Source organism: Nostoc sp. (assembly GCF_036917975.1).
In the GTDB taxonomy this organism is placed as follows: Bacteria; Cyanobacteriota; Cyanobacteriia; order Cyanobacteriales; family Nostocaceae; genus Nostoc.
In genome coordinates this window covers 1-13,992 of the sequence record NZ_JBALEJ010000061.1, presented here as the reverse complement: position 1 = coordinate 13,992, position 13,992 = coordinate 1, and the positions used below count along the sequence as shown (strand labels likewise).

The following is a 13,992-nucleotide window of genomic DNA, read 5'->3' as shown; positions in this document are numbered from 1 at the left end:
GTCTTTTAGATTTGTTCCGCTTAACCCTGTTTTGTCACTCTGGGAAAATAAAAATCAAAGCCAAATTTTGAACTGTAGATACAACGGGCATTTGACGACTGTGCGTAGCGTCTTTTAGATTTGTTCCGCTTAACCCTGTTTTGTCACTCTGGGAAAATAAAAATCAAAGCCAAATTTTGAACTGTAGATACAACGGGCATTTGAGCGTTTATTTTCTAACACAATGGCTGAAATCATGATTTTTTGGTAAAAGTCTTATGCTGTAAGCATTCCAGATTATTCTCTCCCGAAAGTGATAAAAGAGGGTTAACCATCGGGCGGGGCTTGTACCAAAGAAATAATCCAAAATCCAAAATTGGCACGGTCAACCCTATGCTCAAAGCAATTAAACACAACCGCCGCCGCTTTTTGGGAACGGCGGCAGCAAGCATTTTCACAGAAATGGCACTCATGGGTACCGCAGACGCAAGCTTCGACAAGCCCAAACGATCTGAATTTAGGTTTACTCCCATCAAGCAGATCAAAGCGGGTGTCCTTGACATCGGTTATTACGAAGCAGGACCGAGCGATGGATCTCCGGTGTTGCTGCTGCATGGGTTCCCGTATTCCATCGATAGCTACATTGACGTTGCACCAATGCTTGCTGCACGCGGATGTCGGGTGATTGTTCCCTACCTGCGGGGACATGGATCAACCCGTTTTCTCGACAGCGCCACACCACGCTCTGGGCAGCAAGCCGCGATTGGTGTTGATGCGATCGCCTTGATGGATGCATTGCAGCTAAACCGTGCTGTGCTTGCTGGCTATGACTGGGGTGGACGAGCCGCTTGCGTTGTTGCGGCTCTCTGGCCTGAACGATGCACAGGTCTGGTGTCCGTCAATAGCTACCTGATCCAGGATATTGCCAAAGCAGGGCTGCCACTTTCACCCGCGATCGAATCCGGGATCTGGTATCAATACTATTTCCAGACCGAGCGCGGACGCGCCGGACTGACGGCTAACAGACGTGAGATTGCGAGGATTCTCTGGACTCGCAATTCGCCGAACTGGCACTTTGACGAGGCAACGCTCGATCAACACGCCAGCGCCTTCGACAACCCCGATTATGTGGAGGTCGTGATTCATTCCTATCGCCATCGCCTTGGACTTGCTGCCGGCTATCCCATGTATGAGGAACTTGAGCAGCGACTCGCCGCGCAACCGACCATTACGGTGCCGACGATCACGCTGGATGGGGACGCGGATGGTGTCGTGCCAGCAACCGATGGGAAATCGACGGCAGCGAAGTTTAGCGGCGAACGTCAGCATCGGGTCATTCCAAACGTCGGTCATAACCTGCCCCAGGAAGATCCTAAAGCATTCGCAACTGCGGTCTGGGAACTCGCATCCAAGAAACGTTAACTAGAACGGTTTGGTTTAAGTCCCCCGGTTCAATAAAAAAGCAAGTTTTGTGGCGGGGTCTAAATCCCCGTTACAAAACTGTACTTCCGACTTCCGACTTCCGACCTCCGACTTCTTTAATGGCTTTTCTGGAGCGATGACTCTGCGCCGTTTTACCTTCAAATGTATCGTTATATTATAAACTACTCTCAGGTACTTACGCTATGAACACCCACACACCGAGCGCTAGGGACATTATCGGACCATCACCATTGATTGCGATCGCCAACGAAGCACCGGCCAAGCTGATTGTCGATCCACCGCTTCCCGAACCGCTAGCACAGGGACGCGTCTTTATCCAGTACCGGACGGAGAACTTGCGCGTGTTGCCGGTGTTCGGCAAAGGTGCCCTCGAAGTATCACCGCGCATCGGTCATATCCACATCACCGTTGACGACGCGCCGTGGCACTTTGTCGATGCCAGTGGGGAAACGATCATCCTGGTTGGACTGGAACCTGGCGTACACAAGGTGCTGATCGAACTAGCTGACCCTATGCACAAAGTAATCACTAGCGAAACTGTGGAGTTCACGCTGCCCAATCCTAAGAAATCATCATGAAAAAACTAGACGGAAAAATCGCAGTTGTGACGGGGGCATCTAAAGGAATTGGTGCTTCAATTGCCAAACATCTGGCAGCCGAAGGTGCAGCCGTAGTCGTCAATTACGCCTCTAGTAAAGAAGCAGCCGATCGCGTAGTTGATGAAATTACCAGCGCAGGTGGAAAGGCGATCGCAGTACAGGCAGATGTTACCAAAAAGGCAGAGGTCGAAGGTCTTTTTGTCAAGACAAAGCAGACATTCGGCAAGCTCGACATCTTGGTGAATAATGCCGGAATTTATGAATATCTGCCGCTAGAAGACATCACGGAAGATCATTTTCACAAACAGTTCAATCTCAATGTGCTGGGATTAATCCTTACCTCCCAACAAGGAGCAAAGTACTTTGGCTCGGCGGGCGGCAGTATTATCAACATTAGTTCGATCGCCAGCACCGCCACACCCGCGACCGGCTCGGTATATAACGCCACCAAAGCAGCAGTCGATGCCGTCACAAAGTCGCTCGCCAAAGAACTGGGTTCACGCCAGATCCGTGTTAACTCCATCAATCCTGGCATGGTAGAAACAGAGGGACTGCAAGCATTGGGAGTTCTCGAAAGCGATTTTCGCAGACACGTTGAAGCGCAAACTCCCCTTGGTCGCATCGGGCAAGTGCAGGACATTGCACCTGCTGCTGTCTTCTTCGCGTCCTCCGATTCAGGTTGGATCACTGGGGAAACGCTGCACATCGCGGGTGGTATTCATTGATACTATGACCAACCCCGAAAATCCTCGACTACCCCTGCCGCCTTTCGATAATGAATCCGCTATCCAAAAAGTCCGAATTGCAGAAGATGCTTGGAACACACGTAACCCGGAACTAGTAGCACTTGCTTACACGTCGGATAGCGTTTGGCGCAACCGTTCAGAATTTCTATGTGGTCGTGAGGCGATCGTTCAGTTCTTGACACGTAAGTGGCTTAAAGAATTAGACTACCGTCTGATCAAAGAGCTTTGGGCTTTTCAAGACAACCGCATTGCTGTGCGATTTGCTTACGAATGGCATGATGATTCCGGCAACTGGTTCCTTTCTTACGGCAATGAGAATTGGGAGTTCGACGAACACGGATTCATGCGATGGCGTATTGCCAGCATCAACGACCTGCCAATTCAGGAGAGCGATCGCAAATACCACTGGATACTAGGTCGTCGTCCTGACGATCATCCCGGATTGTCTGACCTTAATCTTTGAGAAGCCGAAGCAACGACCATATTACCCAGTTTTTATCCTACAAGAAATCCACTGCTATGAATGCAAACAACGGCATCATCAACCAGATCAGCCCGTATGCAGTGACCGAAACTATCGATCGCTTGGCAGCCATCCTTCAAGCAAAAGGCATCACCGTTTTTGCCCGCATCGATCAACAGGCTGAAGCCGAAAAAGTTGAACTTAGCCTACCACCTACACAGTTGTTGCTGTTTGGCAACCCGAAAGCTGGAACTCCCCTCATGGTGGCAGAACCAACGATCGCCCTGGATTTACCCCTGAAAATACTGGCATGGGAAGCGACTGACGGCAAGGTTTGGGTGAGTTACAACGATCCCAATTACTTAAAACAGCGATTTTCTCTCTCGGATGAGTTGGTGAAGAACATCGCTATCATTGCACCTTTAATTCATCAAGCACTCCTTTAATTAACTTATTTGTTGATTCAATTTAGATACGTGATTATTAACCCAATTTAAAATTCTCATGAAACTCATCTCTGTGAACTGGAAAGGGAAAACAGTCAAAAGAGGCAGGGGAGCAGGGGGCAGGGAGCAAGGGGGAAAACTGGGACGGAGTTTGTACTCCGCCCCAGTAAGAGCGCCCTAGAAGGGCAGGGCTTCTCAATACGGGAGACGCTGTTCGCGTTCATACCCATGTTCCTCTCCACGGCTCCGGGACTCTTCTCTTGCTCCCCCTCCGCTTCTTCGGTGAGCAGAACGATCCAGAGTTACTTCACCAAGCTGCTCAACTTGAAGCCTTACCCGAAAGCTGGCGCGACTACTTCCAGGAGCAAAGTCGTCGTCAGGATAAGTCAAACTCTCAATAGCAAATTATTAAAAAGGACACCATGACAACTCAAAATGTAACCATTCCAGCCTTGTCCGGGGGTAGTTTTAGCGCTTATCTAGCAGCACCTAATACTCAGCCTGATGCAGGGATTGTGCTGATTCAAGAAATTTTTGGGGTAAATGCTAGTATGCGTCAAATTGCCGATGATTATGCTAAGTCTGGCTATTTGGTGCTTGTGCCAGATTTGTATTGGCGACTGGAACCCGGTGTGCAACTTGATGCTGACAATCAGGAGCAGGGAGCTAAAGCCATTGAGTTACTCCAGGCATTTGATGTGGATAGGGGCGTAGAAGACCTAAAGGCAAGTCTGTCTTTTCTCCGGCAGTATCCCAGCAGCACAGGCAAGGTCGGCAGTGTGGGCTTTTGTTTGGGCGGCAAACTGGCATATTTCATGGCAACACGCACTGATGCAGATGCCAACGTTAGTTACTACGGCGTTGAGATTGACAAGAATTTAGCAGAGGCGACAAAGATTCAGAAACCCCTGATATTGCATCTGGATGAAAATGACGAGTTTGTGTCACCAACTGCTCAAGCGTCCATTCAGCAGGGACTGAAAGATAACCCCCTGGTAACAATCTATCGCTATGAAGGAGTGAGTCATGGGTTTAGTCGCGTGGGTAGTTCCGCTTATCGCAAAGAAGCCGCAGAATTAGCACGCGATCGCACCTTGGCGTTTTTGAAACAGCATTTAGGCAGTGGTGTCAAAGTCTGAAGTAGGGCGACTACCAATACTACTCGCTTTGTGCATTTTGAACTCAGAATTTGGTTTGGGGAAAAGGTTAAAGGTTTTTTCTTTCCCTTTTCCCCTTCCCTACTAGCGTTGGAGAGCAAGAATCAAAGCCTCTCTCCCTGTGGGGAAGCAGGGCTGTTTCATTCCCTAAAAGCCTTTAAAAATCAAGGGTTCAGGAGATGAAAAATAAGCAAGGTATTTAATTGGCATTCAATCTTAGGCATCAATATGGTCAACAATTCATGACTTTTGCCCGAATATTTATCGCCAATGATATTGACAAAATACATACCTTGTCAAATGAATCAGCCCTGCGGTGAGGAAGAGGAATGGAAGTGGGGTTCCAAGGATAAGTTGCACATCGCGTAAGTATTCTGATTCTGAATCACATGGAAAACGCTGCATATCGCAGATGGTTTTTAAGAAACAGAACGGTGAAAATCAACAAGCAAGGAGAAAAACCATGAACATCAACAAGAATGACACCGCAATAGTCGTCATCGATCCGCAAAACGATGTCTTGAGCGAAAAAGGGGTTTCCTGGGATTTGGTGGGTGAGAGTGTTAAAGATAACAAGACCGTCGAGAACATCGAGCGAATCTTCAAAGCTGCAAAGCAGAATGAATTCGAGGTTTTTATCTCCCCTCACTATTACTACCCCACCGACCATAATTGGAAATTTGTCGGCAACCTAGAGCAAATGATGCTTGAGGTTAAGGAGTTCGATCGCCGTGGTGCGTTGAGCCTTGATGGATTCCTAGGATCGGGTGCTGACTGGCTCGATCGCTACAAGCCCTTCATTGAGGATGGCAAGACGATTGTGGCTAGTCCCCACAAAGTCTATGGGCCGCAAACTAACGACCTCGTTTTGCAACTGCGTAAACGCAACATCAGCAAAGTCATTTTACTCGGAATGTTGGCGAATCTTTGTGTTGAAGCTCACCTACGCGAATTGCTCGAACAGGGATTTGAGGTTCTTGTTGTTAAGGATGCAACAGCTGCTCCTCGACATCCGCAACTGGGTGACGGCTACAAGGCAGCACTGATCAACTTTGGGTATATAGCTAATGCAGTTCTTTCTACAGATGAAGTTGTAGCAGCAATGCAGTAATGTCAAACTCATCAATTTTACAAAACTCATGAAAAAATCTGCGTTACTCCTAGCTCTCCCAATCAGTATCTTAGCTAATTTTTCCTTAAGAGCTTCTGCTGACTCTACTGCTGGCATAATCCTGAGTACAAAATGCCAGGGTGGGTACAACATAAATATTTGGCAGAATCATACTTCCCGTGAACTGCTCTATCGTGCGACCAATCCCAACGGTAATTTAAGTTTGGGCAAAGGAACTAGCCAAGCGACAGAAGGTGTTCGAGTGTATAAGTTTCGGAATGGAATTTATGAATATTGGGTGTGGGATGGCACGTTGGATAACCCGCAGTCTGGAACTTTAGAGGTGTATAAAAACAAGCGTATCTTGATGAAGCAAGCTTGTAGAAAAAGTTGAATCTTAAGCGCGGGTGTTATGATGCACTTTTTGGAAACCCAGCTAGTAGTCTGTCAAATTCATTTTGACGGTTAAAGAGACGCGATAAATCGCCGTCTCTACAGGAAATTTATCCATCAATTATTTATTGACACAGTACTAGGGCAAATACGTTATCGCTAAAACCCTCTTAATCAGCCAGTTTTTTCTGAAATTCATAACACCTTCTAGAAATCGTATTCACCTGATCAAACCCAAAGGATATGGAAGTGGACACTCAACACTATGACGATATTATTATCGGTGGCGGCAAAGCGGGTAAAACACTTGCACCAGCGCTGGTTGCTGACGGACGTAAAACCGCTCTGGTTGAACGTAGCTTAAATATGATTGGTGGTGGGTGCATTAATATTGCCTGTATTCCTACTAAAACTATGGTGGCGAGTGCCAATGTCGCAAATACAGTGCGAAACAGTGCCGCTTATGGGGTTAAAACAAACACACCCACCGTTAATTTAGCAGAGGTGATCCAACGAAAACGATCGGTTGTGCAATCTGCGCGTGAAATGAATTTGCACAATCTAGAAAAGGCTCTGGATAACAACTTGATCATTGGCGAAGCAAGATTTGTTGCTCCCAAAACGATCGCAGTAACGACGCCTGAAGGGAACAATCGCTTACTTACCGCCGAACGCTTATTTATTAATACAGGCACACGACCGTTAATTCCATCCATTCCCGGACTCACAGAAGTTGAGTTTTTAACCAGTGAGTCGATTATGGAGCTAGAATACCTGCCTGAACACCTGATCGTTCTCGGTAGTGGCTATATTGGTTTAGAGTTTGCCCAAATGTTTCGGCGCTTTGGCTCTGGCGTTACTGTCATTGGGCAAAGTGAGCAAATCCTGTCACAGCACGATCCAGATATAGCGATCGCAGTTCAAAGACTTTTAGAACAAGATGGTATTGAATTCTTATTAAAGGCGAAGATGTTAAGGGTTGATCGCACTGATAATGAAACCATCCTGCAAATCCAAGTTGGCGATCGCTCCCTCAGCCTCCAGGGTTCGCATTTGCTCGTCGCCATTGGTCGTGCGCCCAATAGCGAGAGCTTAAATTTAGCTGCTGCTGGTGTGGCAACCGATACACGCGGATTTATTCAAGTTAGCGATCGCCTGGAGACGAACATTCCGGGGATTTGGGCGTTAGGCGATATCAATGGGGGGCCGCAATACACCCATATATCGCTCGACGATTATCGCATTATCAAAGCTAATTTAATTGATGGGGGCAACCGGAGTACACGGGATCGATTAGTTCCATCCTGTCTGTTCATCGATCCAGAACTGGCTCATGTAGGTTTAACCGAAACTGAAGCACGGCAACAAGGATATGCCATCCGCGTAGCCAAGGTTGATGCGTCAGCCGTTCCTAGAGCAAAAACACTCGGTCAAACCGATGGACTGCTAAAGGCGATCGTAGATACCGAGACAGGTCGTATTATAGGGTGTTCCCTGTTGTGTCATGAAGCAGGGGAAGTTATTTCGACGGTGCAGATGGTGATACAAGCTCAGATGCCCTACACCGTTCTGCGCGATGGCGTTTTGAGTCATCCCACGATGACCGAAGGGTTAAATATATTGTTTTCCAAGTTGTAAACAGCAAGTGCAAACCCAAGGACTTACCAACTACTAATGAGGGGTTGAATTATGCAGGCTAATTCAAAGGAAAAATCTACCCGCCCGATCGCTTTTGCGGTCAGTCCTTACTGTGAAAAAGCACGATGGGCATTAGAACGGCTAAATATTCCTTTCATCGAAGAGCGTCATGTGCCTGGTTTTCATTGGCTTATTACTCGTCCCAATGGCGGAAAATCAGTGCCATTATTGTTAACGAAAGCTGGTACATTTACTGATTCTACAGATATCCTGCAATATCTTGATGCGATCGCTCCAACTAGTCAGTTGGAAAGCCGTGCAATAGCAGAATCGTCGGATTATTACGAGAACCAGCTTCACGGTAGAAGATGTCTAAACCATCGATCGAAACTGGGCGATAAGCTAAAACACATCTAATTTGCATATTAAATTTTATCAAATTCTTGTGGGGTGGGCATCTTGCCCGCCTTGATCATACAACTTAAATGCCGATTAGCTTATGTAGTCATTAAATTACTCCTTGCAAGTAATAAAAGTGACATGATGGCGTTTTACAACAGGTCGATCTATCTCCCATCTTGACGACGAATCTGCTCCTGAAAGTAGTCCCGCCAGCCTTTGGGTAACGCTTTCAGTTGAGCAGCACGATGCAGTAACTCTGGATTGTTTTGCTCACGAACATAAAGCTGAGTGATATCAGCAACAGTAATATTGTTGGTATCTCGACTCATCAACTCTAAAGTGTCTCCGACTTCAACTTCGCCCTCTTGCAAAACCCGAAAGTAAAATCCGGTGCGACGACTGGCGAGAAATCGTTTCACCATATCCGATCGCCCAAAGCGAATCCCTAGTTTGTAGCAGGGTAAGCGCGGTTGAGTCACCATTAGTTCCACACTACCGATTTTGAAGCAATCGCCAATGTTCAGCTCTTCTTCTTTCAATCCTGTGACTGTGAAATTTTCACCAAAGATCCCAAATGTTAACTCTGTGTCAGGCAATTCGCTTCGCCAGTAATCATAATGTTCAAAAGGATAGACATATACAGCTTTGTCAACTCCGCCATGAACGGTGAGATCCGCTTGGCGATCGCCATCTAAATTGAGTTCACGCACCATCACTCTCGAATTAACTGGCTCTTTGAAAATTCCAGTGCGGACGGCTTTTCCTTTCCAGATCACTTCACGCGGCAGCCCGACATTAACAGAGATAAGCTTCATCTTTAACTCCTTTTGGACTTCAAATCTGTGCCATACCGCCATCGACAAACAACTCAATACCGTTCACAAAGCTGCTATCGTCTGAAGCGAGAAAGACAACAGCTTTGGCAATCTCATCAGGTTTGCCGACTCGTCAGCAGTAGTGGTGGTTTGAGCTGTTTGTAAATTCATAGTTTTGAGTTTTCCTTTTAAGTGATAGACCAGTTTTCAAGTCACTGTTACTGCCAGGTCAAGCGAGCAGGCGCAACGATTCATTCCAGAGCCGATCGGCATTGTCTGGGTTCAGGGCGTAGGGGGCAACTCCGCTCATATAGCCGTTCCCGTTGGTGACGAGAGTGGCTTCATTGCAGTCCTCGAAATAGCGTCCGCCAACGCCCTTTAATAGCGGAGAGGTTGCCAACAGAACGGAAGTTGCCGCACCCTGCGCTATTGTCTTCTGCCGCTCAGGTGGGGTTCTAAGACCGCCCGTATGACGCTGGAGGTTGGTTGCGATCGCCCCGGGCATCAGGGCATTAGCGGTAATGCCATCCTTGAACCAGCGCGCAGTAGCACCCACAGCAAAGAGGATGCTTGCGGTCTTGGACTGTCCATAGGCCAACCACGGATCATAAGGACGGAACATGAAGTGAATATCATCGAACACAATGGGCGACATCAGGTGCCCGCTAGAACTAACCGACACGATACGGGCGGCACCCTCTGCTGCGAGAGCGTCGTGTAGTCCGAGCGCTAGGGCAAAGTGTCCGAGATAGTTAGTGGCAAATTGCATCTCCCAGTCTTCGGGTGTGCGCTGTTCGGGCAGTGCCATTACTCCTGCATTATTAACGAGGATGTGCAGCGGCTCACGCCAGGCAGCAATGAACTTGGCAATTGAGTTACGATCGCTTAAATCAAGCGGAGCAACATGAATATTCCGGTTCCTAGTAGTAGCCATAATGTCAGCCGCGACTTGCGCTCCAGCATCAGTATTACGCACAGCTAGTGTAACGATCGCTCCAGTTTGAGCCAGCGCCCGCGCCGTTTCTACGCCGATGCCCGATGCGGCTCCCGTAACGATCGCCCGCTTGCCGGAAAGATCAATTCCTTCTCCGACCTCGGCGGCGGTGGAATGTCGTCCGAATGGTGTTGTAATCAGTGCCATTGTGTATTCCTTCACAGAGGTCGAGTGTTTTGTTTGCCTAACATCGACCGATAAACGCTCAACAGGTATGATAATCTGAGATTGATCAAAGACGATCGCCCGTTTCTAAATAGATGAATACGCCGGATTTTGGACGTTAGATTTGCTGAGAACCGTTCGTGCTGTGCGACCTGCTTTAATTAAATCCGCTGCCTTCTCACCAATCATGATGGTGGGTGCGTTCGTATTTCCGGTCGTGATGGTGGGCATGATGGAGGCATCTACAACCCGTAACCCTTCAATTCCATGTACTCGTAGTTCAGGATCGACCACTGCCATTGAGTCAATGCCCATTTTGCAAGTGCCAACCGGATGCCACACTGTGCTGCAAGTGTCCCGGATGTAAGCAACGAGTGCTGCATCACTCTGAACGTTAACACCTGGAGCAATTTCCTCACCTCGAAATTCATCAAAAACGCTGGACTGAAACACTTGGCGGATTAACTTAATTCCTTCAACCAGCTTTTGCACATCAGCTTCACTTTGTAGGTAGTTCATCTGAAGCATCGGTGTGTCTTTGGGTTCAGGTGAACGCAAACCAACACTGCCAATGTTTTGGAGACGGGTAAGAGAGACTGCACCCGTAAATCCAAAATCAGCAGGAGTATAACCAGGTGACAAGAATTGAATGGGGCCGAAAAAGAACTGCAAATCGAGTGCAGACTCCACATTGCCCTTGCTATGCAAAAATAATCCGGCTTCTACTCCATTACTAGTGATGGCAGGGTGTATATCTTGAGTAGCTGCTTGAACGACACAAGTGAGAACGTGATCCTGAAGGTTTTGACCGACACCCGGCAAATCTGCAATGACAGAAATTCCCATCAATTGCAGATATTCTGCATCCCCAATACCAGAAAGCAGTAGCAGCTTAGGCGAATCAAATGCGCCTGCACTTAAAATCACTTCCTGGTTGACTCTGACCTGGTGCAGAGTATCCTCATGCAGATATTCCACCCCAACAGCGTGAGTGCCTTCAAACAGCAATCGCGTCACCAATGCCCCTGTCGTTACAGTCAAATTGGGACGATGTAAAATGGGTAGAAGAAAAGCAGCAGCAGCACTGTGCCGTTTACCATCCTTGACCGTTAACTGATAGAGTCCTACCCCTTCTTGCTGTACACCATTAAAATCAGGATTGTAGTTGTATCCCATTGACACACAGGCATCTACAAAGCGTTGGGAAACCACAGCAGGGGATATCAAATCGGTAACGCTCAACTCCCCATCAACTCCGTGAAATTCTGACGCGCCTCGCTGCTGGTGTTCCGATTTCTTGAAATAGGGCAAGACCCCCTGGTAATTCCAACCAGGATTTCCTAATTCCTGCCAGCGATCGTAATTTTGAGGATTGCCCCGGACATACATCATGAAATTAATCGAACTGCTGCCCCCCAAAACTTTGCCATGGGAACAAAACATTTTGCGACCATTGAGGTACGGTTCGGGTTCGGAGAAATAACCCCAGTCCACCTCGGAGCCGAGTAGACTGATGCATTTTTCTGGGATGAAAATCTCTGGTTTAGTATCTGGGTTCCCAGCTTCGAGTAGTAACACAGTTGTGTCACGATCTTCGGTGAGACGATTAGCAACCACACAACCTGCTGACCCTGCACCAATTACAATGTAGTCATAATTAGTCATAAAGTTCTCTTCCTCTGTTATCTACAATGGATAAATGGATTGATACTCCCCACGGCTGAAGCCGGGGGATTCTTAAAGAGTCCACAAACGGATCTTTAAAGGCGCTATCAATTCGCCGCTACTGATTCTACTGAGATCAAATCCCAGCTTCACCGCTACTTTTCTTAAAATATTGGCAGCGCCGTTAGCATCTGCATTAATTTTTAAGCCACTAAAAGCCTGATATAAACCACGGCTAACCCTAATACCAGACTCTTTCCACCCTTCTGGTTTGGAACCAAATACAGGTAAGAAATCGCCATCGACAAAGGAAGCCTTGGAGGTGTAGGATTCTTCTGTTTCTACAAACTTGATGCCATATTGTTTACATAATTGGGCAATACGGTCTTTTAACCGTGCAGTCGGTATCTGGACAAATTTCTGATTGGTCTTTGAACCTAAATTAATTTCAAATTTGTGTCCTTTATTCCAACCAAACACGACATTACCAATCTGAAATTCTAGGCAATAGTTGATGACAATTCTTGCTGCTTTATTTACCGCATCCCTAACTTGCCTATTGCGCTTCTCAGTTATGCCAGCTAATTGTTTACTCCAGAATCCCTGTGGCTGATTCTCTTTCAATACTGATACCCGTTTGTTGTACCATTGATTGAGTGATTTCAAATGTAATCCTTCCACAATAAAGCTACTACCTGTATTACTTACGCAGGTTAGCCAATTGTTTAAGCCTGGGTCTATTCCTAACACTTTCTCGAAGTCTAATTCTACCTTTATTTCTTCAACGGAATAAACGAACTCAGCATAAAAACATCCGTTGCGAGGCAAAATACGAATCTCTTTTAGATCAGAATATTTTAAATTTGATGGCATCGGCAAATAGAACGCATCTATTCCAAACCACGTTTTAACTTTATTACCTAGAGGGAAGCGTAATTGTCCGTTTTTTAATTTGACATCCGCACGAGGGAAAGTAACTAACTTGAGCGAATTTTTCTTGTATCCCGGCAACTTTGGTCTTTGCTCAACAGTTCCATTTTTAATACCTTTGAGCAATCCAAGAAAAGATTTAAAAGACTCAGATACACTCGTTAAGGTTTGTTGTGCAACGTGAGAGTATAGAGATTGGAAATGTGGATTAGATTTCATTAAACGATGTAAATCGAACTTGCTAGGTATCCTGCCAGTTTTGAAAAATAACTGCCGAGAATAATATATGCCGCAGTTAGCAAGCTTGTTTGACTCTTCGCAGACAAACTCTAAGATAGCTCTTAGATCAATGTCTGGACTAATTAAAACTTGTTGACAACCATAATTAGACATTCTTCTGATTCTCGATATATTGCTTAATAACTGAAATAGAAGCAAGCAACAACAGTTGAAACAAAATAGCTGTTTGTCCACAGTGTTGGCAGTCGTGACTAAAGCCCAAGGAAACTCTTGCCTTAAGAACCGAGATGAACGTCCTTTCATGTATCTTTTTCTTTCCCCTATCCTCTCCTAGCATAGCTTTCAGCTTTAATGATGTACCTCATAGCTACCGGAAGTGCTGTATATGAAGTCGTCCTATATATCTTTTCAATGCGGCTAAAGCCGCACCCGACTTATCCCCATGTCTGATCTTGGGGCTTGCATCTCGTTTTCTGGTCAAGAATAAATTCATTTAAAGAGCGATCGCTGAAATACTGTTAGTTATTCATTTACAACACCCGATCTGCTGAATTTAACTGCGTACCAACGGTGTATCCACCAAATGTTCTGCCAGAAACCAAACTTGCGTCTCATTGGTTCGCAGGACTTAGCTCACTAACAAATCGTTAAATTGGGATTACTTCACAGATGTGCTTGCTGCTTCAATCACTTTGGCAACCTCTTTTGGATGAGTGTGACTTGAAGAAGATTTTGGACAGGTTGTCCAACTTTACCTTCCAAAACTAGATGTCCAACTTTACCTTCCAAAAACATGAAAAAGATAA

The 13,992-nt window shown here is 46.4% G+C and carries 15 protein-coding genes and 2 pseudogenes; 11 read left to right on the top strand and 6 right to left on the bottom strand.

From position 1 onward, the window contains the following. Positions 1–372: 372 nt before the first annotated feature. The 11 genes from V7K76_RS24510 to V7K76_RS24460 all read left to right on the top strand — a co-directional run bounded on the left by V7K76_RS24510 (position 373) and on the right by V7K76_RS24460 (position 8,392). The gene (locus tag V7K76_RS24510) at positions 373–1,401 is read left to right on the top strand and encodes an alpha/beta fold hydrolase (RefSeq protein WP_334951217.1); all 1,029 of its coding nucleotides are present in this window, start codon (positions 373–375) and stop codon (positions 1,399–1,401) included. A gap of 203 nt (positions 1,402–1,604) precedes the next feature. Then, on the top strand, positions 1,605–2,000 hold the full coding sequence (locus V7K76_RS24505) for a DUF6130 family protein (protein WP_334951215.1): 396 nt from the start codon (positions 1,605–1,607) through the stop codon (positions 1,998–2,000). Next, on the top strand, positions 1,997–2,746 hold the full coding sequence (locus tag V7K76_RS24500; RefSeq protein WP_334951213.1) for an SDR family NAD(P)-dependent oxidoreductase: 750 nt from the start codon (positions 1,997–1,999) through the stop codon (positions 2,744–2,746). Before V7K76_RS24505 ends, V7K76_RS24500 begins: the two co-directional genes overlap by 4 nt. A 4-nt stretch (positions 2,747–2,750) precedes the next feature. Next, positions 2,751–3,230 (top strand): nuclear transport factor 2 family protein, encoded by a 480-nt coding sequence (locus V7K76_RS24495; protein WP_334951211.1) that lies wholly within the window; start codon positions 2,751–2,753, stop codon positions 3,228–3,230. A 56-nt stretch (positions 3,231–3,286) separates the two neighbouring features. Next, entirely contained in the window at positions 3,287–3,676 is a 390-nt protein-coding gene (locus V7K76_RS24490) for a DUF302 domain-containing protein (protein ID WP_334951209.1), read from the top strand. Positions 3,677–3,936: 260 nt separating this feature from the next. Further along, on the top strand, positions 3,937–4,077 hold the full coding sequence (locus tag V7K76_RS24485) for a 3-alpha domain-containing protein (protein ID WP_334951207.1): 141 nt from the start codon (positions 3,937–3,939) through the stop codon (positions 4,075–4,077). A gap of 21 nt (positions 4,078–4,098) precedes the next feature. Further along, on the top strand, positions 4,099–4,815 hold the full coding sequence (locus tag V7K76_RS24480; protein WP_334951205.1) for a dienelactone hydrolase family protein: 717 nt from the start codon (positions 4,099–4,101) through the stop codon (positions 4,813–4,815). A 481-nt stretch (positions 4,816–5,296) separates the two neighbouring features. Continuing rightward, positions 5,297–5,944, top strand: coding sequence for a cysteine hydrolase (locus V7K76_RS24475; protein WP_334951203.1), 648 nt, complete (start codon positions 5,297–5,299; stop codon positions 5,942–5,944). A 28-nt stretch (positions 5,945–5,972) separates the two neighbouring features. Then, positions 5,973–6,338, top strand: a complete 366-nt coding sequence (locus tag V7K76_RS24470) for a hypothetical protein (RefSeq protein WP_334951201.1) — start codon at positions 5,973–5,975, stop codon at positions 6,336–6,338. Positions 6,339–6,580: 242 nt separating this feature from the next. After that, positions 6,581–7,975, top strand: a complete 1,395-nt coding sequence (locus V7K76_RS24465) for a mercuric reductase (RefSeq protein WP_334951199.1) — start codon at positions 6,581–6,583, stop codon at positions 7,973–7,975. A 51-nt stretch (positions 7,976–8,026) separates the two neighbouring features. Continuing rightward, the gene (locus V7K76_RS24460; RefSeq protein ID WP_334951197.1) at positions 8,027–8,392 is read left to right on the top strand and encodes a glutathione S-transferase N-terminal domain-containing protein; all 366 of its coding nucleotides are present in this window, start codon (positions 8,027–8,029) and stop codon (positions 8,390–8,392) included. A gap of 149 nt (positions 8,393–8,541) precedes the next feature. Here the strand turns inward: V7K76_RS24460 and V7K76_RS24455 are convergent, their stop codons facing one another. From V7K76_RS24455 to V7K76_RS24430, 6 genes and pseudogenes are all read right to left on the bottom strand, one after another. Further along, the gene (locus V7K76_RS24455; RefSeq protein WP_334951195.1) at positions 8,542–9,192 is read right to left on the bottom strand and encodes an MOSC domain-containing protein; all 651 of its coding nucleotides are present in this window, start codon (positions 9,190–9,192) and stop codon (positions 8,542–8,544) included. 19 nt (positions 9,193–9,211) lie between these two features. Further along, positions 9,212–9,325, bottom strand: a pseudogene (locus V7K76_RS24450) (SDR family oxidoreductase); the annotation flags it as partial. A 96-nt stretch (positions 9,326–9,421) separates the two neighbouring features. Beyond that, positions 9,422–10,333 carry an SDR family NAD(P)-dependent oxidoreductase gene (locus V7K76_RS24445; RefSeq protein ID WP_334951193.1) on the bottom strand — a complete coding sequence of 304 codons (912 nt, stop codon included), beginning with the start codon at positions 10,331–10,333 and terminating at the stop codon, positions 9,422–9,424. Positions 10,334–10,438: 105 nt separating this feature from the next. Then, on the bottom strand, positions 10,439–12,016 hold the full coding sequence (locus V7K76_RS24440) for a GMC family oxidoreductase (protein WP_334951191.1): 1,578 nt from the start codon (positions 12,014–12,016) through the stop codon (positions 10,439–10,441). A gap of 72 nt (positions 12,017–12,088) precedes the next feature. Next, on the bottom strand, positions 12,089–13,339 hold the full coding sequence (locus V7K76_RS24435; protein WP_334951189.1) for an RNA-guided endonuclease InsQ/TnpB family protein: 1,251 nt from the start codon (positions 13,337–13,339) through the stop codon (positions 12,089–12,091). Further along, positions 13,332–13,489: pseudogene (locus V7K76_RS24430) on the bottom strand (IS200/IS605 family transposase); the annotation flags it as partial. The pseudogene V7K76_RS24430 and the gene V7K76_RS24435, both read right to left, overlap by 8 nt. Between the last annotated feature and the right edge of the window lie 503 nt (positions 13,490–13,992).

Excerpts from the sequence above, each read along its gene's own strand:
- V7K76_RS24500 (WP_334951213.1), top strand. The coding sequence starts at position 1,997 with ATGAAAAAACTAGACGGAAAAATCGCAGTTGTGACGGGGGCATCTAAA.
- V7K76_RS24475 (WP_334951203.1), top strand. The coding sequence starts at position 5,297 with ATGAACATCAACAAGAATGACACCGCAATAGTCGTCATCGATCCGCAA.
- V7K76_RS24465 (WP_334951199.1), top strand. The coding sequence starts at position 6,581 with ATGGAAGTGGACACTCAACACTATGACGATATTATTATCGGTGGCGGC.
- V7K76_RS24470 (WP_334951201.1), top strand. The coding sequence starts at position 5,973 with ATGAAAAAATCTGCGTTACTCCTAGCTCTCCCAATCAGTATCTTAGCT.
- V7K76_RS24445 (WP_334951193.1), bottom strand. The coding sequence starts at position 10,333 with ATGGCACTGATTACAACACCATTCGGACGACATTCCACCGCCGCCGAG.
- V7K76_RS24505 (WP_334951215.1), top strand. The coding sequence starts at position 1,605 with ATGAACACCCACACACCGAGCGCTAGGGACATTATCGGACCATCACCA.
- V7K76_RS24490 (WP_334951209.1), top strand. The coding sequence starts at position 3,287 with ATGAATGCAAACAACGGCATCATCAACCAGATCAGCCCGTATGCAGTG.
- V7K76_RS24510 (WP_334951217.1), top strand. The coding sequence starts at position 373 with ATGCTCAAAGCAATTAAACACAACCGCCGCCGCTTTTTGGGAACGGCG.
- V7K76_RS24440 (WP_334951191.1), bottom strand. The coding sequence starts at position 12,016 with ATGACTAATTATGACTACATTGTAATTGGTGCAGGGTCAGCAGGTTGT.
- V7K76_RS24495 (WP_334951211.1), top strand. The coding sequence starts at position 2,751 with ATGACCAACCCCGAAAATCCTCGACTACCCCTGCCGCCTTTCGATAAT.
- V7K76_RS24480 (WP_334951205.1), top strand. The coding sequence starts at position 4,099 with ATGACAACTCAAAATGTAACCATTCCAGCCTTGTCCGGGGGTAGTTTT.
- V7K76_RS24435 (WP_334951189.1), bottom strand. The coding sequence starts at position 13,339 with ATGTCTAATTATGGTTGTCAACAAGTTTTAATTAGTCCAGACATTGAT.
- V7K76_RS24455 (WP_334951195.1), bottom strand. The coding sequence starts at position 9,192 with ATGAAGCTTATCTCTGTTAATGTCGGGCTGCCGCGTGAAGTGATCTGG.
- V7K76_RS24460 (WP_334951197.1), top strand. The coding sequence starts at position 8,027 with ATGCAGGCTAATTCAAAGGAAAAATCTACCCGCCCGATCGCTTTTGCG.